Below are 21631 nucleotides of genomic sequence, written 5' to 3' on the forward strand. Positions count from 1 at the left end.
CCCATTGGTTTTATAGCATTAAAATTACATCAATCGCCCAACACTGATTTATGATGCGGGCAAGCATATATTTTGACAACCATATATAGAACTTCATGGGCTTAGCATACTTAACCCTGCTACCCTTTCTGGGAGCCGTCTTTACCAAGCTCAGCACCAAGCTGGGGCGGTATTCGTCCGCTTGGGTTGCGATCCTGGTCGCAGTCTTCGCCCTGGCATTGCTTTCCCCTGTCGCCCAACTGGTGTGGCAAGGTGAGACCATTATTCAGCGCGTTGCATTCTGGATTCCCGAACTGGGTGTTGACCTGGCATTCCGGCTTGATGGCCTGTCATTACTGTTCACACTGATGATCCTGATTATCGGGTTGATCGTAGTGGTCTATGCACGCTACTACCTATCTCCGCGCGACAGCATGGGGCGCTTCTATACTTATCTCTTGCTGTTCATGGGCTCGATGCTGGGTGTCGTGCTCTCGGAAAACATCATCCAGCTATTGATGTTCTGGGAATTGACCAGCCTGTCCTCCTTCCTCCTCATCAGCTACTGGCAACAACGCGAGGAAGCCAGCCGCGGCGCGCGCATGGCGCTCACCATCACCGGCGGCGGCGGACTCGCCATGTTGGGCGGATTCCTGCTATTGGGACACATGGCGGGAAGTTACGAGATCAGCGATATCCTGCTCGCAGGAGACATCATCCGCAGCCATGAGTATTACTCCATCATGCTGTTGTTGATCCTGCTGGGCGTGTTTACCAAATCGTCACAATTCCCTTTCCATTTCTGGCTACCCAATGCCATGGCCGCCCCCACGCCGGTATCCGCTTACCTGCATTCGGCCACGATGGTCAAGGCCGGGATATTCTTGTTGGCACGATTGTTTCCCGCCTTATCCGGCACTCCTGAATGGACCTGGATCGTCTCCGGGGTTGGCATTGTCACTTTTCTGATCGGCAGCTACATCGCGTTGTTCAAGCATGATATGAAAGCCCTGCTGGCCTATTCCACCATCAGCCATCTCGGCCTGATCGTCACCTTGTTCGGCATCGGCACGCCGCTGGCCGTGGTCGCGGGGGTATTCCACATCATCAACCATGCCACATTCAAGGCCTCGCTGTTCATGCTGGCAGGCATTGTCGACCATGAAACCGGCACTCGCGATATGCGGCACCTGCGGGGCCTGTATCGCTACATGCCCTACAGCGCCGCACTGATGGTGATTGCGGCGGCGGCCATGGCGGGTATTCCCGGCCTCAACGGCTTTATTTCCAAGGAAATGTTTCTGGCGGAAATCGTGGAACACGGCCATGCGCTCGATCCGTCCTGGCTATTGCCAGCCGTCGTGACACTGGGTGCGGTATTCTCCGCTGCCTATTCGATCCGCATTGCCCACAATGTATTTTTCGGCGCCGCGCCTGATGATCTACCCAAGGACCCGCATGACCCGTCCAGCGGCATGCAGATTCCTGTCGCCATTCTGGTGGCTGCCTGTATCGCCATCGGCCTGTTTCCGGTCATGGCGCAGCCATTGGTGACGCTGGTGACTGGCAGTGTACTGCAAGGCCATGCCCCGGATTTCCACCTTGCCATCTGGCATGGCTTCACGCCTGAACTGTTGATGAGCGCCATTGCGCTGGCTGGTGGGATGTTAGTGTACAGCCAGCGTCGCCGGTTCTTCGCGCTGCAAACCCGCCTGGATGGCAGAGTAGATGCCAAGTTGATCTATAACAGTCTCTTGCACGGACTATTCGCCTTATCCAATAGCGTTACCATGAATGCAGACAATTTGTCGCAAAAGCGCATGCTGTGGGTGCTGTTCGTCACTACCCTCCTGATCGGCGCTTATGGCTTCCTCACTGGCGGGAGCCCTCTGGCAGGCGGCCGCGACCTGCTACCGATAGACCCCATGAGCACGATGGTGGCCATCATCATGATCGCCGCAGCAATTGCCACCGTCGCCATGCACCAACAGCGTTTCACCGCCCTCGTCCTCGTTAGTGTGGTCGGGTTGGGTGTGGCACTGACGTTCGTCAAGTTCTCGGCGCCTGACCTGGCGCTGACGCAATTGGCCGTGGAGTTCATCACGGTCGTCCTCATGCTGCTGGCGCTGTTCTTCCTGCCGCAAAGCACGCCTGACGAAGAGAGCCGCTGGTACCAGGGCCGCGATATCGCCATCGCCACACTTTCTGGTATCGGTATGAGCGTGTTGAGCTATGCCGTGCTGACGCGCGATTATCAGACCATCGCTGATTATTTTGTCACCAACAGCGTCAGCGGTGGCGGCGGAACCAATGTGGTGAATGTGCTATTGGTGGATTTCCGCGGATTCGACACCATGGGCGAAATCACTGTGCTCGCTCTGGCAGGCTTGGGTATCTATGCCATGCTGCACCAGCTTAAGCTGCTTAGCCCCGTGCAGGATGCCCAGGGCCGCCCTTGGGATCCGGATACCCATCCCGTGATCCTGTCCACATTTAGCCGACTCCTGCTGCCTCTTGCCTTACTGGTCGCAGCCTTCATCCTGCTACGTGGTCACAACCTGCCGGGCGGCGGCTTTATCGCGGGCCTGATCACCTCTGCCGCCCTGATCGTGCAATATCTCGCCAATGGTGTGGAATGGACACGCAGGAAGCTTCCTGCCAACACCCATCCACTCATCGGTTACGGCCTGTTGACTGCCGCAAGCACTGGCGTTGCGAGCTGGTATTTTGGCTATCCATTCCTGACTTCTACCTTCTCTCACCTGCACTTCCCCGTGCTGGGCGAGTTCGAGCTGGCATCGGCCATGGCATTTGATCTCGGCGTATTCCTGGTCGTGGTCGGCACTTCGCTGCTGATCCTGATCAACCTGGGTATGATCCACCAGGTCAGCTATCTGCCACGCATCAACAAGAATCCCACCAGCAAGGATTTAAAGCCCGTGCATCAGCAGGTGGAAACATCAAAAGTAGTCGTTCCACACAAACCCGAGCAAGGCATGCCATGGAAGCATTAATCTCCACCCTGATCGGCATACTCACGGCAGGCGGCGTCTATCTCTGCCTGCGCAGCCACACCTTCCCGGTTGTACTCGGCCTGACTCTATTGTCATATGCCGTCAACCTGTTCCTGTTCGTCATGGGGCGGCTGGTTATCGGCAAGCCGCCCATTATCAGTACCGAAGCCAGCAGCTATACAGACCCGCTGCCGCAGGCGCTAGTGCTTACTGCCATTGTGATCAGCTTTGCAATGACAGCCTATATCATCGTGCTGGCGCTCAAGGCCCGCACGGAAATGGGTAACGACCATGTTGATGGAAAGGATGTCCGTTGAGCCATCTTGCCATCTTTCCTTTGCTGTTGCCTCTGTTCACCGGCATTTTCCTGCTGTTGTTGCGCGAGCAGCGCATCTACATCAAGCGCACTATCTCCCTGCTCAGCAACCTGGCCTTGATAGGCATTGCCTTCCAATTAGTCTGCACTGCCAGCACTGGCTCCATATTGGTCTATGCGCTGGGAGACTGGCCCGCGCCGTTCGGTATCGTGCTCATGGCAGACCGTTTGGCAGCCCTGCTGGTGCTCACCACCTCGCTGCTGGCCCTGTTCTCCCAGGTCTATGCCATGCGCGGCACCGACAGGGAAGGCCGCCAGTTCCATATCCTGTTCCAGCTCCAGCTTTTCGGGCTCAATGGCGCATTTCTTACCGGCGACCTGTTCAACCTGTTCGTCTTCTTCGAAGTGCTGTTGCTCGCCTCATACAGCCTGCTCCTGCACGGCGGCGGGCGCAAGCGCATACGCTCCGGTCTGCATTTCGTGGTGATCAATGTCGTAGGCTCTTCGCTCTTTCTGATTGCAGCGGGGATCCTGTATGGCGTGCTGGGCACGCTCAACATGGCCGATCTTGCCGTCAAGGTAGCCCAGGTCAGCCCCGATAACGTCAGCCTGGTCAAGACTGCCGGCTTGCTGCTGTTCATTGTATTTGGGCTGAAAGCGGCGTTACTGCCGCTATATCTCTGGCTGCCTTCGGCCTATTCGCAAACCAGCGCGCCTGTCGCCGCATTATTTGCCATCATGACCAAGGTCGGGATTTACAGCATCTTGCGCATCTATACCCTGGTGTTCGGCAATGAGGCTGGCCCATTGGCCAACCTGCTGGACGGCTGGCTGCTCGCTATGGCGCTCGCTACTATTATCATCGGCAGCTTTGGCCTCCTGGGCAGCAAGCGCCTGCGCCAACAGGTTGCCTACCTGGTGGTGGTGTCGGCGGGTACCCTGCTGACCAGCTTCAGCCTGAATTCGACCACTGGCATTGCCGCCGGGCTGTATTATCTTCCTCACACCACTTTTGCCACGGCAGCGCTGTTCCTGTTGGCCGACTTGATCGTCAAGCGCCGCGGGCAGGTGGAAGACAGGCTGGAGGCAGGCTATGTCATTACCCACCAGCGAGTGCTCAGCATCCTGTTTTTCATGTTGGCCATCCTTGTCTGCGGCCTGCCGCCGCTTTCCGGTTTCCTGGGGAAATTCATGGTGCTGCGCGCCGCGCTGGAACACCCGGCATTGCCTTATATCATGCTGATCGTGCTCGCCAATGGCCTGCTTTCCATCATTGCCATGGCACGTTCCGGCAGCCTTTTCTTCTTCGAGGCCCATGCCATGGACAGATCGACCAATAGTTATACCAAGCAAGGCCAGCCCGAGCCGTTGAGCCTGCGCGAAATGCTGCCCATCCTGGGCCTGCTGTTATTGTGTCTTGGCATGACATTCTGCGCCGGTCCGATCAACCGCTTCAACCTGGATACCGCCAGCCAGTTGCTGGATGTGCCAGCTTATACCGATGCCGTGCTCGGTTCAGGAGGCCAATAATGCAAAGGTTCCTACCCCACCCGCTGCTCACCCTCATTCTGGCCATCATCTGGCTGCTGCTTGTTAACAGTTTTGCACCCGGTCAGATCGTGCTCGGCCTGCTGCTAGGCTGGGCCATCCCTTTCTTTGCCCTGCAGTTCTGGCCCGACAAACTCAAGATATACAAGCCACTGACGCTGCTGAAATTCAGCTGGGTCTTGTTCCATGACATCGTGGAAGCCAATCTCATTGTCGCCATGCGTATCATGGGCAAGCCGGAAAAACTGCGTCCGGCTTTTATCGTGGTGCCGATTAACCTTAACTCTGATTTTGCGATGAGTTTTCTTGCCTCTGTCTCCTGCCTGACTCCAGGCTCGCTCTCCGCATTGCTGGCGCCAGACCGCAAGAGCATCCTCATGCATGCGTTGGATGTGGAGGATGCCGACGCCTTTATCCACACCATCAAGACACGTTATGAACAGCCGCTGAAGGAGATTTTTGAAAAATGATCGCCATTGCCATTCACATCGCCTTTGTGCTGGTTTCAGCCTCGTTGGCGCTCAATGCCTGGCGCTTGCTCAAGGGACCAAGCGCGCCTGACCGCATCCTGGCGCTGGATACGCTCTACATCAACACCATCGCCCTGCTGGTACTGTTCGGCATCCACATTGCCAATGCAGTCTACTTCGAGGCTGCCCTGCTGATTGCCCTGATGGGGTTTGTCGGCACCGTAGCCATGTGCAAATATCTGCTGCGTGGAGACATCATCGAATGAACATCGCCCTTGAAATCCTACTCTCCATCTTGATCATCGCAGGCGCCACGTTTACCTTCATCGGCTCGCTCGGCCTGGCACGGCTGCGTGATTTCTATATGCGCCTGCATGGGCCGACCAAGGGAACTACACTGGGTGTCGGCTGCCTGTTGGTTGCCTCTTCCATTTTCTTCAGCACCCAGGGGGAGGGCCTGAGCCTGCATGAAATATTGATCACGCTCTTCCTGTTCATTACTGCGCCGATCAGCGCCCATTTGCTGGCAAAAGCAGCACTGCATCTCAGGGTGGATTCACTTTTCCCCTTGCCAGACGAAGCCATTGCCCGCAAAAACAGCCAGCACAAGCCTTACCACACAATAGACTGATTACTGGCTGACGCTTAGTGTACCGGTGGAGCGCCTTCCTTTGCCGCACCATCATCAGCCACGCTGTCCAATGACTCCACCTTTGGCGCTGACTTGGGCGGCAACAGGAACAAAGCTGGATTCTGGATAAAGCGCTTGGCCAGCGTTTTCAGCAATAACCGCCACTGGGCGAAAGTGACCTTACGGGATTTCATCGCCACATAAAGCGCCAAACTGAAGCTCACCACCAGGTTGGTGATACCAACCAGCAGGATTCCCAGCATGGCAATCACCAGTACCTGCCAGGAAATAATGAAATCCAGCGCCACAAACGAGTATCCGGCGAACGCCGATACGAATGTGATATGGCGGATATCAATCGGCAAGCCCAACAGCACTCCCAGGCCTGACATCCCGCCAAGCAGGCAGCCGAAATAAAAGTTACCCGCCAGTGCCCCCAGATTGTTTTCGACATAGCGCGCGACGCGATCCAGTCGTGCTGGGCCAAGCAACCACTCCAACCAGCGCAGGGCACGCAGCCGCTGCGGAATCTTGTTATAGACGGCCAGGTTGTCGTGATAGCCCGCAATCAAGCCTGACAGGAACAGGCACACGCCGGCAACCGCCGCATAAACCACGGCACCGCCATGGATAGGATCATTCGAATCCAGCAATGCATTGGCTTTTTCCGGTGTGATGAAATGTTCCCCGGACATGCTGAAAATCAACCAGCCCACCAGCATGGCGACCGGCAACGCCAGCATGACGTTGCCAAGGATGGCAATCGTCTGGCTGCGGGCGGTCTGCGCGATGATGGTCACCAGTTTATCCAGGTTCTTGTTCTTGCGGTCACTGGCATCAATGCTCGCTGCAATCGCCGCCGCTGTCATAGCCGGCTGCTTGGTAGCCACCGTGAAATGCAGGATATGGATCAGCACGAAACCCAGGCCGTAATTGAGGCTGAACAGGATAGCCTCGGTCAGCGGCGCGTAGTGATGCTTGGCTGTGACGATCTTCAACAGAGCCATGAAAGCGATGATCACCCCGGCCCCCATGGCAGAGCGCATCAGACTGAAATACTCGCTGCGCGTTTCGGTGATGTAATGTTCACCGGTGCGACTGGCATTCTCGGTTACGCGCAACGCCATCAACTCTACATTTTCCCGGAAATGCTGCCGTACGTCGTTCTTGTGACGCTCGGCAGATACCAACGCCTTGAACAATTGCACCATCTCCATTTCAGCATCAGTACCATTGTGCGTCTGTCGGATGATATTCAGCAGACTTTCCAGGCGGCGTATTTGCTGGCTCATGCGCTGCAACAGGAAGGTCAGCCGCACGCTGGTGCCGGTTTGTGCGCTGTTACGGCGTATCTTGGCGATAACTTCCCGACATTGGTCCAACATGACAAGAATATGTCCTACATCGTGCTGTTGCTCGGGCGGCATAGTGAGCAGTGTCTGCAGCTCGACGTTTTGCGTGATGAAGGGGGAGTCGTGGTATTCGATTCCAGGATGGTGGCGAATCAGCTCTGGCTCCAGTCCGGCGGCCGCCAGCCGATATGACAATACCTGCACCGCATCCAACAGGCTTTTCTGGCATTGCGCCACCTTGTCCACTGGCAACTCGTTGAAACGCAGGGCATGCAGCAGCTGCAGCCATATTTCGTCCGGCACGGCCGTCACCCAGACTTCATCGCCCCTTTCGGGAAATATCTGGCTGAACAGGTCCTTGAGGTAAGCCGGGTTGACCGCATCCGGCAACACCTTGTGCCCGATGCGACGGGCCAGCTCAGTGAAAAAACCACTGCCAGGCTGAATGCCAGAATCGATATAAAGCGATATCGGCTTGCGGCCCACCAGCAGGCTGATCACGGCATCGCGCAGCAAACCAGCTTTTTCCGGGTCATTGTCCAATATATGGCACAGCCCCTGCACCGCATGTGCCGCGTGTTCGATATCGCCCCTCTGTCGCGGGCGGATTTGCGCCACGAGATCCGCCATCAGGCGTGCAGCGTTATTGTTGCCAGATTGCGCATAATCGCGCAGGATTTTTTCCATCAGCATATAAATTTCATCAATTGATTTTATGGTTCGTCATAGACTCGGGCAGCCTCACTGGACTACCAGCCAGCATGTCTTCTTCGTCTGCTCTCTGCAAATATCGGTGCTAATCAGCCCTGCCCAGGGTCACGGAAAAATGCTTTCTTCCCCCGACCCGACGCAATACCAACGCAACTTCCTCTCCCGCATGGAGATGCTCCACTTCCTGCAATTCCTCCGCAGACGACAGAATCTCACCCGCCAGACTGAGCAGGACATCACCTACTGCCACCCCTGCCTGAGCTGCGGGAGAACCAGTGACAACGGCCAGCACGGTCAGCCCTGGTTCCGGACTATCCTCGTTGCGCCGCATCACATGCACGCCCAGCGACGGTGGCATCAGCTTGCTCCAATAGGTTGCAAAATAGCTATAGAGTTCCCTGTTTCCTGCCTGCTCCAGGTTTGAGAGCTGCTCGCCTTTGCTCTCACCATTTATTGTCTGTATCGGTCTGGTATACACAACTACAGCGCCCGCCTTGATCTTCATAGCCTGGGCCAAAGCACGGGATGGAAGCACTTCACCCGCCTCGAAACTTGAATAACCCAGCATGGCATAGCCGTCGTTAAGCAGGCGCTGGTAGTCATCCACCTCTTTCCCTCCCTTGTAAATCACCGGCTCACCCTCATTCGGACTCAGCTTGACCCCATGCAACTGGCGTACCTCGTAGTGCAGTGCATAAGGGTTATCTTCTGCGGGAGGTACCTGCACCTTTGATTCAGGCAGCACTGGCCGTTCCGGCTCTGGCTCCCTGATTATCGGCTTGCTACACGCTGCCAGCAGCGCCAGCAATAATATGATGAAATAGGGGCGCATATCCTCTCCGCTCGTTTTTCCCTGGGCAATGGTATGATGAAACCACGTTTTTCGCTGCCAGCATACTGACGCGGGCAGCATTATGGCTTAAACATCCCTTAAAATATTTCCCATGACCACAGACACTATCCGTATCGGGCTGGTTTCCATCAGCGACCGCGCCTTTACCGGCGTTTACGAAGACAAGGGCATTCCTTCATTACAGGAATGGCTGGGCCGCGCTCTGGCTACCCCTTGGGAAAGCGTGCTGCGCGTGATTCCCGATGAGCAGCCGGAAATCGAATCCACCTTGCGCGACCTGGTGGACTTTGAAGACTGCAACCTGATATTGACCACCGGCGGCACCGGCCCCGCGCTGCGCGACGTCACGCCGGAAGCGACGCTCGCGGTGGCGGACAAGGTCATGCCCGGCTTTGGCGAGCAAATGCGGCAGATCAGCCTCAATTTCGTGCCCACCGCCATTCTTTCCCGCCAGGTGGCAGTCATCCGCAAGCGCTGTCTGATCATCAACCTGCCCGGACAGCCCAAGGCGATCGCCCAGACGCTGGAAGGCTTGAAGGATGAACACGGTAAGATTGCTGTGCATGGCATTTTCGCCGCGGTGCCGTATTGCCTGGACCTGATCGGCGCGCCTTACATCGAAACCAATCCTGATATCGTGCAGGCATTTCGCCCCAAGTCGGCGACCAAGCCTGCCTGAACCATGGTTTCTGAATTCGACCTCATCAAGCGCTACTTTCACCGCCCACATCCGCGCGCCGTGTTGGGAGTGGGCGACGATGCCGCGCTAATACAAGTATCCCCTGGCATGGAGCTGGCTGTTTCCGCCGACATGCTGCTAGCAGGCACTCACTTTTATCCTGATACCGAGCCTTGGCTGATCGGCTGGAAATCCATGGCCGTGAATGTTTCCGACATGGCTGCCATGGGCGCCCAGCCGCGCTGGGCCACGCTGGCGATTGCGCTGCCCCAAGCGGACGAGGCCTGGGTTGCCAAATTTGCCGAAGGCTTGTTTGCCTGCGCGGAGCAATTCGATATCGCCCTGGTCGGCGGCGACACCACGCGCGGACCATTGACCATCAGCGTGCAGATCATGGGAGAAATCCCTCCCGGTACCTCGCTGTTGCGTAGCAATGCGCAAGCTGGTGACGACATCTGGGTTTCCGGTCCATTGGGGGACGCGGCCCTGGCCCTGGCCACTATTCAGGGGCGCTATCCCCTGCTGCAAGAAGAGCTCGACCTATGCGTGCGCGCCTTGCACCAACCCCAGCCGAGGGTAGCACTTGGCCTGGCCTTGCGTGGTTTGGCAAATAGCGCTCTGGATATTTCCGATGGGTTGCTGGCCGACCTTGGGCATATTCTGGAGCGCTCAAAGGTAGGCGCTGAAATCCAGTTAGAGGCTATTCCCACCTCAAATATTGTAAGCGCGCACTTTCACCAGGAAGCAGTACAGAACATGATAATGACTGGCGGCGACGATTATGAGCTATGTTTTACCGCCCCCGTGGAACACAGGCAGCGGATTGCAGCTATCGGCCGTCAATTGGGTCTGAACATAGCCGTGATCGGCCGCATCACCAATACCCAGCAGCTCATCGTCCAAGGGGCGAACGGCAACCTGCTTACACTCAAGGAGCACGGCTTTGACCACTTTGCCTGACAAGCGCTTTCTTCTCAGCCATCCGGCACATTTCCTCGCACTGGGCTTTGGCAGCGGCCTGGCACCCAAAGGTCCGGGCACCTTCGGCACGCTGGCTGCCATCCCTTTGTTCGGCTTGCTGCTGTGGCTGCCGGAATCCAGCCACCTCGTTACCATTGCAGCCCTGTTCCTGCTCGGCATTCCGCTCTGCGGCATCGCCGGGCGCAACCTGGGCGTCAGCGACCACGGCAGCATCGTCTGGGATGAAATCGTCGCCTTCATGCTGGTGCTGGAATTCACGCCAAAGGCCTGGGAATGGTGGCTGGGCGCATTCCTGCTGTTCCGGCTATTCGATATCTGGAAACCCTTCCCGATCCGCACGCTGGACCGCCGCGTCCACGGCGGCTTCGGGGTGATGCTCGACGACCTGCTGGCAGCGGTATATGCAATCGCAATCTTGAAAGGATGGCAATGGTGGATGATGCAGAACTTCTAACCCTGGCACAGGTATTGGGTGAAGCACTGAGAGAAAAAGGCTGGACCCTGTCGCTGGCCGAATCCTGTACCGGCGGCTGGGCCGCGCAATGCATCACAGCCATCCCCGGCAGCTCAGCATGGTTTGACCGTGGCTTTGTCACCTACAGCAATTCTGCCAAACAGCAGATGCTGGGCGTAGGCGCAGACACCTTGCAAAAGCATGGTGCCGTGAGTGAACCAACAGCGCAGGAAATGACGCTAGGCGCCCTTGCTTACAGCGAAGCGGACATCAGCGCCGCCATCACCGGCATTGCCGGACCAGATGGCGGCAGCGTGGAAAAACCGGTCGGGACAGTATGTTTCGGCTGGAGCTGCCAAAACGGGCAGATATTGACTCGCCGAGAGGTCTTCGCAGGCGATCGCGAAAGCGTGCGGCGGCAGTCTGTCAAAGCGGCGTTGGAGGGCTTGCTGCAACTTACTTTAACCTCTGATTTATGAAATAATTGCAGGCTTTAGCAGGCAACTCGAAAAGGTATTCACTGATGGATGAAAATAGAAGCAAAGCGCTGGCCGCCGCCCTCTCGCAAATCGAGAAACAATTCGGCAAGGGCTCCATCATGCGCATGGGCGACACCGACGTCGCCGCTGACATCCAGGCAGTCTCTACCGGCTCCCTGGGCCTCGACATCGCCCTGGGCATCGGCGGCTTGCCGCGCGGCCGCATTGTCGAAATCTACGGTCCTGAATCCTCCGGCAAGACCACGCTGACCTTGTCCGTGATCGCGCAAATGCAGAAGCTGGGCGGCACGGCGGCCTTCATCGACGCCGAACACGCGCTCGACCCGCAATATGCACAGAAGCTCGGCGTCAATGTCTCCGAGTTGCTGATCTCCCAGCCCGATACCGGCGAACAGGCGCTCGAGATCGCCGACATGCTGGTGCGCTCGGGCTCCGTCGACATCGTCGTGGTCGACTCCGTTGCCGCGCTGACGCCAAAAGCCGAAATCGAAGGCGAAATGGGCGACTCGCACATGGGCCTGCAAGCCCGCCTGATGTCCCAGGCGCTGCGCAAGCTCACCGCCAACATCAAGCGCACCAACACATTGGTCATTTTCATCAACCAGATCCGCATGAAGATCGGCGTGATGTTCGGCAACCCGGAAACCACCACTGGTGGCAATGCGCTCAAGTTCTATGCTTCCGTGCGCCTGGATATCCGCCGTACCGGCGCGATCAAGAAGGGCGACGAAATCACCGGTTCCGAAACCCGCGTCAAGGTGGTGAAGAACAAGGTTTCCCCACCGTTCAAGCAGGCTGAGTTCGACATCCTGTACGGCGAAGGCATCTCGCGCGAAGGCGAAATCATCGAGCTCGGCGTCAACCTCAAGCTGGTCGAGAAGGCCGGCGCATGGTACAGCTACAAGGGCGAGAAAATCGGCCAGGGCAAGGACAATGCGCGCGAATTCCTCCGGGAGCACCCTGAAATCGCCAATGAGATCGACGCCAAGATTCGCGAACACTCCAATCTGGCCAATGCCGCGATGACGACGGCGCCGGATGAAGAAGACGACGAATAAACCTGCCACCAGCCTGCGAGAGCGGGCTTTGGCATATCTGGCACGGCGAGAATATTCTTATCAGGAGTTGCTGCACAAGCTGAGTTCCCATGCAGGAGAGGAGGACGACCTCCCCGCCCTGCTGGAGGACTTCAAGAAGCGCGGCTGGCTATCCGATACACGTTATACCGAGCAGATCGTGCATGCTCGCAAGGGCCGCTACGGCAGCATGCGCGTGGCGCATGAGCTCAGGCAGCACGGCGTCAGCGACGAACTGATCGGCAAGGCCGTGGCCGATATGGCCCCGGACGAACTGGAAGCCGCCACGGCGGTTTACCGCAAGAAGTTTTCCCAGCCGCCGCAATCGCGGGAGGAATGGGCGAAGCAAGCGCGCTTCCTGCAAGGGCGCGGCTTCGGTTTTGAAGTGATACGCAAGGTGCTGCGCGGCAGCCCGGAAGATATCGAGTGATGCGGCGGGCAGCATGCCGCGCAATTGGATTTTTGACATTAACGTTTTGAGCAAGAACACACATCAATGAAGAGCAACCAGATTCGCCAGGCCTTCCTGGACTATTTCGCCTCCAAGGGCCACCAGATCGTCAGTTCCAGCTCGCTGGTCCCGGCAGGCGACCCCACCCTGCTCTTCACCAACGCCGGGATGAACCAGTTCAAGGACGTGTTCCTCGGCTTCGACAAGCGCCCCTACACCCGCGCCACCTCGTCGCAAAAGTGTGTGCGGGCGGGCGGCAAGCACAACGACCTCGAGAACGTCGGCTACACCGCGCGCCACCACACCTTCTTCGAGATGCTCGGCAACTTCAGCTTCGGCGACTACTTCAAGCGCGACGCCATCAGCTATGCCTGGGAACTGCTCACCGAAGTCTTCAAGCTGCCCAAGGACAAGCTCACCGTCACAGTCTATGCCGAGGATGACGAAGCCTACGACATCTGGACCAAGGAAATCGGCGTGCCCGCCGAGCGCGTGATACGCATCGGCGACAACAAGGGCGCGCGCTACGCCTCCGACAATTTCTGGATGATGGGCGACACCGGCCCCTGCGGCCCCTGTACCGAGATTTTCTACGACCACGGCGAACACATTTGGGGCGGCCCTCCCGGCAGCGCGGAAGAAGACGGCGACCGCTTCATCGAAATCTGGAACAACGTCTTCATGCAGTTCAACCGCGACGAGCAAGGCGTGATGCATCCGCTGCCCAAGCCCTCCGTCGATACCGGCATGGGCCTGGAGCGGATTGCCGCCGTGCTGCAGGGCGTGCACAGCAATTACGATATCGACCTGTTCCAGCACCTGATCCAGGCCGCCGCGCGCGTCACCAGCACCGCAGACCTCGACAGCCCGTCGCTCAAGGTGCTGGCCGACCATATCCGCGCCTGCAGCTTCCTGATCGCCGACGGCGTCATCCCGGGCAACGAGGGCCGCGGCTACGTGCTGCGTCGCATCATCCGCCGCGCGATCCGCCACGGCTACAAGCTGGGCGCGCGCGCCGCGTTCTTCTACAAGCTGGTGGCGGACCTAGTGGCCGAGATGGGCGACGCCTATCCCGAACTCAAGAGCGGCGAACAGCGCATCACCGATATCCTGCGCCTGGAAGAAGACCGCTTCTTCGAGACCATCGAGCACGGCATGGCGATCCTCGAAGCCGAGCTCGAGGAAATGGCCAAGACCGGTAACAAAATATTCAACGGTGAAACCGCCTTCAAGCTGCACGACACCTTCGGCTTCCCGCTCGACTTGACCGCAGACGTCTGTCGCGAGCGCGAAGTTAGCGTGGATTCCGCCGCATTCGATGCCGCCATGGCGCGCCAGAAGGAACAGGCCCGCGCTGCAGGCAAATTCAAGATGGCGGCCAACCTGGAATACACGGGCGCCTCGACTACCTTCCACGGCTACGACACGCTTGAAGCGCAAGGCAAGGTATTGGCGCTGTACAAGGACGGCAGCGCGGTCGACGCCCTCAACGAAGGCGAGCTGGGCGTGGTCGTGCTCGACAACACCCCGTTCTATGCCGAATCCGGCGGCCAGGTGGGCGACCAGGGCATTTTGAAGGGTGCGGAAGGCATCTTCCAGGTGGAAGACACCCTGAAAATCCAGGCCAGCGTATTCGGCCACCATGGTGTATTGAGCACTGGCACCCTGCGCGTGGGCGACGAAGTCAGCGCGCGCGTGGACCTCGCCTCGCGCCACCGCACCATGCGCCACCACTCCGCCACCCACCTCATGCACAAGGCGTTGCGCGAAGTGCTGGGCGGCCACGTGCAGCAAAAGGGCTCGCTAGTAGATTCTGATAAAACCCGTTTCGACTTCTCGCACAACGCCCCGGTCACCGCCGAGGAAATCCGCCGCATCGAGGAAATCGTCAACGCCGAGATCCTCGCCAACGCGCCGACCCAGGCACGCGTGATGCCGATCGACGAGGCGCAGAAGACCGGCGCCATGATGCTGTTCGGCGAGAAGTACGGCGACGAAGTGCGCGTGATCGACATCGGCAGCTCGCGCGAACTCTGCGGCGGCACCCATGTGAGCCGCACCGGCGACATCGGCCTGTTCAAGGTGGTCTCCGAATCCGGCGTCGCCGCGGGCGTGCGCCGCATCGAGGCAGCAACCGGCGATGTGGCATTACGATACGTCCAAGCACTTGAGGAAGATGTCCAACAAATCAGTTTTGATTTAGGCCTCAACAGTACAGACGTAAAACTTCTGACTACAAAAATTGAAGGTATGTCTGCAGAGCTTTCCAGTGCTCGCAAAGAACTCTCTCGATTGAAATCAAAACTAGCGGCATCCCAAGGCGACGAGCTCGCCAGCCAAGCCGTGGACGTCAATGGCGTCAAGGTGCTGGCCGCCACGCTGGAAGGCGCTGACGCCAACACCCTGCGCGAAACCATGGACAAGCTCAAGGACAAACTCAAGACCGCCGCCATCGTGCTCGCCAGCGTCAACGGCGACAAGGTCAGCGTCGCCGCGGGCGTGACCGCCGACACTCTCGCCAAGGTCAAGGCCGGCGAGCTGGTCAACTTCGTCGCCGGGCAAGTCGGCGGCAAGGGTGGTGGCAAACCCGACATGGCCATGGCTGGCGGGACTGACGCCAGCAAGCTACCACAAGCACTCGCCAGCGTTGCAGGCTGGGTGGAAGAAAAACTGAACTAAAAGCCGCTGGCAGCCGTGACAGATGCCAGTGTTCATTGATGCAGTACTTTTGATATAGACATAGATATATGGCACTTATCGTACAAAAATACGGCGGCACCTCTGTCGCCAACCCCGAACGCATTGGGAATGTCGCCCGGCGCGTGGCACGCCACAAGGCGCTGGGACACCAGCTCGTGATTGTGGTGTCCGCCATGTCAGGCGAAACCAACCGGCTGATCAGCCTGGCCAAGGAGGTCATGCCCAAACCCAACCCGCGTGAACTGGATGTGCTGGTTGCCACCGGTGAGCAAGTCACCATCGCCCTGCTTTCCATGGCGCTCATGGAGCTTGGTGTCAAAGCCAAAAGCTACACGGGTAGCCAGGTCAGCATCGTGACTGACAGCGCTCATACCAAAGCCCGCATTCTCAAAATTGACGAAGAGCGCATTCGCAAGGACCTTGATGATGGCTATGTCGTTGTCGTGGCTGGCTTCCAGGGCATGGATGAGCACGGCGACATCACTACCCTCGGGCGCGGTGGTTCTGATACCACAGGTGTCGCACTCGCAGCCGCCCTCCGGGCTGATGAGTGCCAGATTTATACAGACGTGGATGGTGTTTACACCACCGATCCACGCATCGTACCCGAGGCGCGACGCCTCAAATCCGTCACCTTCGAAGAAATGCTGGAAATGGCCAGCCTGGGCTCAAAGGTGCTGCAAATCCGCGCTGTCGAGTTTGCAGGCAAATACAAGGTCAAACTGCGCGTGCTTTCCAGCTTCGAAGAAGAGGGCGAAGGCACGCTGATTACTTTCGAGGACGATCACAATATGGAACAACCTATCATTTCCGGCATTGCCTTCAATCGCGACGAAGCCAAAGTCACCGTTCTGGGCGTCCCTGACCGCCCAGGCATCGCTTACCAGATCCTGGGGCCCGTTGCAGAAGCCAATGTCGATGTCGATATCATCATCCAGAATATCGCAGCTGACGGCACCACTGACTTCACCTTCACCGTTCACGAGAACGACCTGCAGAAAACACTGGAGCTGCTGCGTACCAAGGTGCAAGGCAATATCGGCGCTCGCGAAGTCATTGGCGAAGATAAAACAGCCAAGGTTTCCCTGGTAGGCGTCGGCATGCGCTCCCATGTCGGCATTGCCAGCAAAATGTTCCAGGCCCTGGCAGAAGAAGGCATCAACATCCAGATGATCTCCACCTCTGAAATCAAGATTTCCGTCGTTATTGACGAGAAATACATGGAGCTAGCAGTACGCGTCCTGCATAAAGCATTCGGGCTGGAGGAAGTTTAAAGAATACGCCGTTTTAGCGTTGATTTTTACGGCGTAATCAAGTATTGTTACGCCCTCGTGCGGAGAGCTGGCCGAGTGGTCGAAGGCACTTCCCTGCTAAGGAAGCATACGGGCTTAAACCTGTATCGAGGGTTCGAATCCCTCGCTCTCCGCCACACGACAATGACGTGTAGCAAAGAATGAAATTAGGCTGGTATTAATCTCATCTTCGCGTATAATGCACGCCTCACATACGCGCCCGTAGCTCAGCTGGATAGAGTACTTGGCTACGAACCAAGGGGTCAGGAGTTCGAATCTCTTCGGGCGCGCCAAATTTAGTATTAAGATCAGCCGGTTACGCTATATTTAGCTAACCGGCTTTTCTTTTTTTGGAGTAACCTGCGCGACTTTTGCGCGAGTTATCCGTTTACCACTCTCAACAGGGTTCGAGTTTCAACTCTGTTAAGGACAAGATTGGATAGCTTTATCAGCCTACCAATATCCGCACTTGCGTAATGCTCTGGCATTGAGCGTCCTTCATGACCCAATAAAACAGCACGATCTTCACGACTCACCCCCGCTTGCCTCAATCTGGTAGCGTAGGTATGTCGCAGGTCATGAACCCTCACTTGAGTCAGCCCCACCCGCTTACGCGCATTTTGCCAACCATTGTTGTTCATAGTCTCAATGCGATCAGTAATTCCTTTTGCAGTATATGCAAAAACATAATCGCTCAAACTCTCGCCATTGGATCGTGCAGTTTCCCGCTCTCTCCTTTTGGCTTCAATGATTGACCAGGCTGCATCATTCAAAATCACTACATGAGGGACTTTTGTCTTAAACACTCCTGCAGGAATAACAAATACGCTTCGCTTGACTTCAGGTACTCGAACTTCCCAGGACCATTGCAAGCCACACAGATTGTCATCCCGCAATCCAGTGTTTACTCCAAAAATTGCCATTGCACGTAAATGCACAGGTAATGTAGAGAATAATAAACCCTGTTCATCCCAGTCCAAAGGATAGGCAGGTCTACGATTCTCATCCAGCATACTTATTAAAGGTGGCGCTACTGATAACCAAGGCTTCCCTTCATCATCGCGCCAACTTCTTGCAGCTCTATTAAGTATGGTCCTGACTACCTCTAACGATCTGTTTACAGTGGTAGCAGAAACAGGCTTAGGAGACTTTCCATTTCCAAAATCAATCCCTTCAAGTCTCTCTTCTATAAATACTTCTAGAGTAGAGTCATGAATTCTCTCCAATGGAAGCGACCCCACATAAGGGAGCAGCAATCGGATATGAAAAGCGATTGACTCTGCTGAAGGTTTCTCTTTCACCTCTTTCAGATACTTCGCTGCGCCATCTGCAAACACATATTTATTGTTTCTTGCACTCTGCTGATATCTAGCTTGCTTCCGCATGGCGAGCTCATATTCGAGCCTTTCCTCTGCTTCTGCTTGCGAGACTTTGCCGAGTCGGAGATAGATTCGCTCTCCTTTATGTACCTTGTTGATGATTCTCGATCCATCATCTTCAAGGGTGATTCCAGATGTTCTGGTACGTCCCATTTTGAATCTCCGTTCATTTTGGGGCGTCCGTTGCAAGCTTTATAATCGTTTGCCCATGCATCCAAGTCAAGTCTGTCAAATGCAATCCCTCTTGCGCCAATTGGAATTTCGATCAGATGAGGCCTTACGGTTTTATTAAAGAGTTCTTTGCACATTCCGAGATAGGCTGGCGCATCCTTCAACCTTATGTTCTTAGGAGTTATGGCGTGCATAGCTTTAATACGCCAAGTCTTGGGCAAGCTCTATTCATACTATGGATATCCCCTTTGGTTTAAAGCAACGTCACATTACGCTGTCAAACCTGTATAGGTATCACTTGGTAAAAATTGGCTGTCTTTTTTGGGGTTTTGGTTCCAGTCATTAAAGCTCTGTTCCACGACAATAAGTTTTGTTCTAGAAGTTTTATGACAATAAGTTCTAATCTTCAGCAACAACTTACTAAAGAACGCGGAGCATTAAAATACTGATCTGCCCCACCATACGGCCCTTTATGGCCCTGTCCGCCGATCCCACTGTCAAGCGATAGTAAGTCTTGGCTAGTTAACTTGTAGCCACTCAACGCTTGCAACAAAGAAAAAATGTAAGCTTTGCTTGATTTTTAGCAAAAATTCCAAGGTATGACCAATTAAGTTCTGACCCAAATTTGGATTATGTCATTAAAGTTATAATCCAGAACTTAGCTACTCTGGCCGGATCTTAGGACTAATCATTAAGTAGCACAAGGAAAGAGAGAGCAATGGATCAAACAAAACTTACCATCGATATGGATCACCCACTAGTTGCTGGCAAAGCCCTTGCACACGACAAACTAAATCGATCAGGGTTTGCTGCTTCGATAGTACACGCTCTCCAGAAGATCAGCTCAAACAGCGGCTTTGTCGTTTCAGTAGAAGGTACATGGGGGAGTGGAAAGACATCGACGTTGGCCATGATTGAAGAGCTGTTGAACAAGCAAAGTACTGCCCCAGTTATTGTCAACTTCAATCCGTGGTTGATAGGTGATCGCAATGCCTTACTGAGACTGTTTCTGGGCAAAATCGCTACTGCAGTCAAGCTGACCGATCATACCAAGAACGGTCGAAAAGCGGCTAAAGAGCTCAAAAGCTATGCAAAAGCTTTTGACGTGATCAAGTTGATCCCCGGTGCTGAGCCTTGGGCGTCGATTGTGAAGTCTGTAGTGTCATCTGTTGGAGAAGCAACAGGAGATATTTTTGATTTGAAGTCCCCCGACATCGAATCTCAGAAGATACGTGTTGAAGAAGCCCTGCATAAATTTCCACATCCGATCATCGTCTTTATCGATGATATCGATCGACTGTTTCCTCAGGAAGTTGTCGAAATGATCCGGATTATTAAGGCTGTCGGTGATCTCCCTAATGTCGGCTATGTCCTTGCCTGGGATGCCAAGTATGTTCAGAATGCTTTAGCTAGCGCATCCATTCCTCAATCAGATACCTACCTCGACAAAATTGTCCAGGTACGCATGCCTCTGCCTTGTTTGTCCATTTCCGCGAAAGAGTCTCTGATCAACGAAGCCTTGGAAGCCCTTCCAGACGATGTACTAAAAACCTACTTTCCTAGCAACGAAGATCGACTCTCCTTACTGTATTTCTCAGGGCTTCGCGAACTCCTGGAACAACCGCGAGATGTAGCACGCTTATTCAACACCTTAGCCCTCATTGAACCAGCTTTGCGAGGTGAAATCGTTTTTGCTGACATTTTGGGACTCGCTGCCGTGATGGTAAAGGGAACAACAGTATTTGAGTTATTACAGAAAAGTCCTCATAACTTTGTTGGCCGATTCCCTAAAGACAGTGGTATAGAAAAATCAGAGGATATCCTTAAAAACGGCCAGGAACCTCGAAAAACTGCGTACCAACAGTGTAGTAACCCCGATGCCATTCGCAAACTCATTCATTTTCTTTTCCCTCAGGTAGCCCAGATAGAGGATGAGTTTAGTATAGGGCAGGTAAGTGAAATTGATGGGCACTTGGCCGCACCCGCCAGACTCCTCGTGGCACTGCAAAGGAACCTGAGTGCCAACGATGTTAGTTTTATTTCGGCTAGGAAATATCTTCTCTCTCCAGACGCACGCCCCGACATCAGCAAGGCGTTGACGGTCAATAATTGTCTGGAGTTTCTTGAAAGCTTGGGCGACATGGCCAAAGTGATCACTGATCTGGGGATGGTGGATATTGAAGAAATCAGCCTCTCGATTACTCGACTTGTGGATCAAGAGCCCTTTCTTTCCAGAACAAAGGCTCTAGGACGCTTCACCCTGTCTCCTGAAATGGTAGCTGAAAACTCGGTAAAACAGCTGATTGTTGCAGTAGATAATAAAAAAGAAACCATCGTCTCAAGCATCATCGTGCAAGATCCAAAATCACTGACAGTCGCCGCGGAAATAGTGGCTAATCATTACTTGCGTACACGGGAACGCTCCCGTGATCAGCTGTTACTACCCACTAGTGATAATGACAAAGATGCGCTCACTAGACAGTGGGCTCACAACATATTGGTAGCAGCTCAGGAGAATTGGCTGCTCAAAACATGCACTCCAGGCTTTATACTGTGGACTCTTGCTCGTCTCTTACCACAGGCTTGCCCTGCCGTTTTCCAAGCTATTCGAGACAATGAACCATCTCTTGATAGTTTCGCAATGGAAATACTCGGAAGCCGCTTCGACTCACATAAGGGACAAGCATATGTACTTCCGAAAGACCTTGCGGTACTTGAGGCCTATAGCTCAATGGATATGCTGCGTGCCCATGCAGAACGACGATTACTGGACCACGAATTAGCTTATCCGGCCAAGGCCGCTTGGAGAGCTATGCTTGAAAATAAATCCATTTATGGAAAGGATGGCTCAATATGCGAGAGGTGAATCACCACAAACATCAAGGGAGCAATATGGTATTGGCACTATATCGCCATCAAAAGGTAGACTTCTAGCCAAAATCTCAGGCGAGCAATACTATTTTCACGAAAGTCCCTCATAACCAACCTATTGGCTGAGCACTCAACCCACATGGCTGACTGAATCGCCCCCACTTTCCTAGACAGCTCAAGAGCCTCAAACTATGGAAGTTGAG

The 21631-nt window shown here is 55.2% G+C and carries 18 protein-coding genes and 2 tRNA genes; 17 read left to right on the forward strand and 3 right to left on the reverse strand.

What is annotated here, in order from left to right:
• The first annotated feature begins 95 nt into the window (after window positions 1–95).
• From V7Z75_RS12665 to V7Z75_RS12690, 6 genes are read left to right on the forward strand one after another with little or no spacing between them, the layout of a single operon-like run.
• A complete protein-coding gene (locus tag V7Z75_RS12665) occupies window positions 96–2993 on the forward strand; it encodes a monovalent cation/H+ antiporter subunit A (RefSeq protein ID WP_334109025.1) in 2898 nt (965 codons plus the stop codon).
• The gene (locus tag V7Z75_RS12670) at window positions 2981–3310 is read left to right on the forward strand and encodes a Na+/H+ antiporter subunit C (RefSeq protein WP_334109026.1); all 330 of its coding nucleotides are present in this window, start codon (window positions 2981–2983) and stop codon (window positions 3308–3310) included. Before V7Z75_RS12665 ends, V7Z75_RS12670 begins: the two co-directional genes overlap by 13 nt.
• Window positions 3307–4839 (forward strand): monovalent cation/H+ antiporter subunit D, encoded by a 1533-nt coding sequence (locus V7Z75_RS12675; RefSeq protein ID WP_334109027.1) that lies wholly within the window; start codon window positions 3307–3309, stop codon window positions 4837–4839. The genes V7Z75_RS12670 and V7Z75_RS12675 overlap by 4 nt, the downstream gene beginning before the upstream one ends.
• Entirely contained in the window at window positions 4839–5327 is a 489-nt protein-coding gene (locus tag V7Z75_RS12680; RefSeq protein WP_334109028.1) for a Na+/H+ antiporter subunit E, read from the forward strand. The genes V7Z75_RS12675 and V7Z75_RS12680 overlap by 1 nt, the downstream gene beginning before the upstream one ends.
• A complete protein-coding gene (locus tag V7Z75_RS12685) occupies window positions 5324–5593 on the forward strand; it encodes a K+/H+ antiporter subunit F (protein ID WP_334109029.1) in 270 nt (89 codons plus the stop codon). Before V7Z75_RS12680 ends, V7Z75_RS12685 begins: the two co-directional genes overlap by 4 nt.
• The gene (locus tag V7Z75_RS12690; protein ID WP_334109030.1) at window positions 5590–5958 is read left to right on the forward strand and encodes a Na+/H+ antiporter subunit G; all 369 of its coding nucleotides are present in this window, start codon (window positions 5590–5592) and stop codon (window positions 5956–5958) included. The genes V7Z75_RS12685 and V7Z75_RS12690 overlap by 4 nt, the downstream gene beginning before the upstream one ends.
• Before the next feature lie 14 nt (window positions 5959–5972).
• On the opposite strand, the gene V7Z75_RS12695 is transcribed toward V7Z75_RS12690, so the two are convergent.
• Both V7Z75_RS12695 and V7Z75_RS12700 read right to left on the reverse strand, forming a co-directional pair.
• Window positions 5973–8003, reverse strand: a complete 2031-nt coding sequence (locus tag V7Z75_RS12695; RefSeq protein WP_334109031.1) for a site-specific recombinase — start codon at window positions 8001–8003, stop codon at window positions 5973–5975.
• A 103-nt stretch (window positions 8004–8106) separates the two neighbouring features.
• Window positions 8107–8853 carry a PDZ domain-containing protein gene (locus V7Z75_RS12700; RefSeq protein ID WP_334109032.1) on the reverse strand — a complete coding sequence of 249 codons (747 nt, stop codon included), beginning with the start codon at window positions 8851–8853 and terminating at the stop codon, window positions 8107–8109.
• A 112-nt stretch (window positions 8854–8965) separates the two neighbouring features.
• Between V7Z75_RS12700 and mog the strand changes: the two genes are divergently transcribed.
• The 10 genes from mog to V7Z75_RS12750 all read left to right on the forward strand — a co-directional run bounded on the left by mog (window position 8966) and on the right by V7Z75_RS12750 (window position 17300).
• The gene (mog, locus tag V7Z75_RS12705; protein ID WP_334109033.1) at window positions 8966–9553 is read left to right on the forward strand and encodes a molybdopterin adenylyltransferase; all 588 of its coding nucleotides are present in this window, start codon (window positions 8966–8968) and stop codon (window positions 9551–9553) included.
• Window positions 9554–9556: 3 nt separating this feature from the next.
• Window positions 9557–10513 (forward strand): thiamine-phosphate kinase, encoded by a 957-nt coding sequence (thiL, locus tag V7Z75_RS12710; protein ID WP_334109034.1) that lies wholly within the window; start codon window positions 9557–9559, stop codon window positions 10511–10513.
• Window positions 10497–10988, forward strand: a complete 492-nt coding sequence (locus V7Z75_RS12715) for a phosphatidylglycerophosphatase A family protein (RefSeq protein WP_334109035.1) — start codon at window positions 10497–10499, stop codon at window positions 10986–10988. Before thiL ends, V7Z75_RS12715 begins: the two co-directional genes overlap by 17 nt.
• Window positions 10958–11467: a nicotinamide-nucleotide amidase gene (pncC, locus tag V7Z75_RS12720; protein WP_334109036.1), complete on the forward strand. Its 510-nt coding sequence runs from the start codon at window positions 10958–10960 to the stop codon at window positions 11465–11467. Before V7Z75_RS12715 ends, pncC begins: the two co-directional genes overlap by 31 nt.
• Before the next feature lie 44 nt (window positions 11468–11511).
• Window positions 11512–12546, forward strand: a complete 1035-nt coding sequence (gene recA, locus V7Z75_RS12725; RefSeq protein WP_309564458.1) for a recombinase RecA — start codon at window positions 11512–11514, stop codon at window positions 12544–12546.
• Window positions 12527–12994: a recombination regulator RecX gene (gene recX / locus V7Z75_RS12730; protein ID WP_334109037.1), complete on the forward strand. Its 468-nt coding sequence runs from the start codon at window positions 12527–12529 to the stop codon at window positions 12992–12994. The genes recA and recX overlap by 20 nt, the downstream gene beginning before the upstream one ends.
• 66 nt (window positions 12995–13060) lie before the next feature.
• On the forward strand, window positions 13061–15694 hold the full coding sequence (alaS, locus tag V7Z75_RS12735; RefSeq protein ID WP_334109038.1) for an alanine--tRNA ligase: 2634 nt from the start codon (window positions 13061–13063) through the stop codon (window positions 15692–15694).
• A gap of 68 nt (window positions 15695–15762) precedes the next feature.
• Window positions 15763–16989 (forward strand): aspartate kinase, encoded by a 1227-nt coding sequence (locus V7Z75_RS12740; RefSeq protein ID WP_334109039.1) that lies wholly within the window; start codon window positions 15763–15765, stop codon window positions 16987–16989.
• A 61-nt stretch (window positions 16990–17050) separates the two neighbouring features.
• Window positions 17051–17144, forward strand: a tRNA-Ser gene (locus tag V7Z75_RS12745).
• 79 nt (window positions 17145–17223) lie between these two features.
• Window positions 17224–17300, forward strand: a tRNA-Arg gene (locus tag V7Z75_RS12750).
• An 87-nt stretch (window positions 17301–17387) separates the two neighbouring features.
• Here the strand turns inward: V7Z75_RS12750 and V7Z75_RS12755 are convergent.
• The gene (locus tag V7Z75_RS12755; protein ID WP_334109040.1) at window positions 17388–18539 is read right to left on the reverse strand and encodes a tyrosine-type recombinase/integrase; all 1152 of its coding nucleotides are present in this window, start codon (window positions 18537–18539) and stop codon (window positions 17388–17390) included.
• A 736-nt stretch (window positions 18540–19275) separates the two neighbouring features.
• Here V7Z75_RS12755 and V7Z75_RS12760 point away from each other — a divergent pair.
• Window positions 19276–21423 carry a KAP family P-loop NTPase fold protein gene (locus V7Z75_RS12760; RefSeq protein WP_334109041.1) on the forward strand — a complete coding sequence of 716 codons (2148 nt, stop codon included), beginning with the start codon at window positions 19276–19278 and terminating at the stop codon, window positions 21421–21423.
• Window positions 21424–21631: the final 208 nt, after the last annotated feature.

The organism is Methylobacillus sp. (assembly GCF_036844465.1).
GTDB lineage: Bacteria > Pseudomonadota > Gammaproteobacteria > Burkholderiales > Methylophilaceae > Methylobacillus.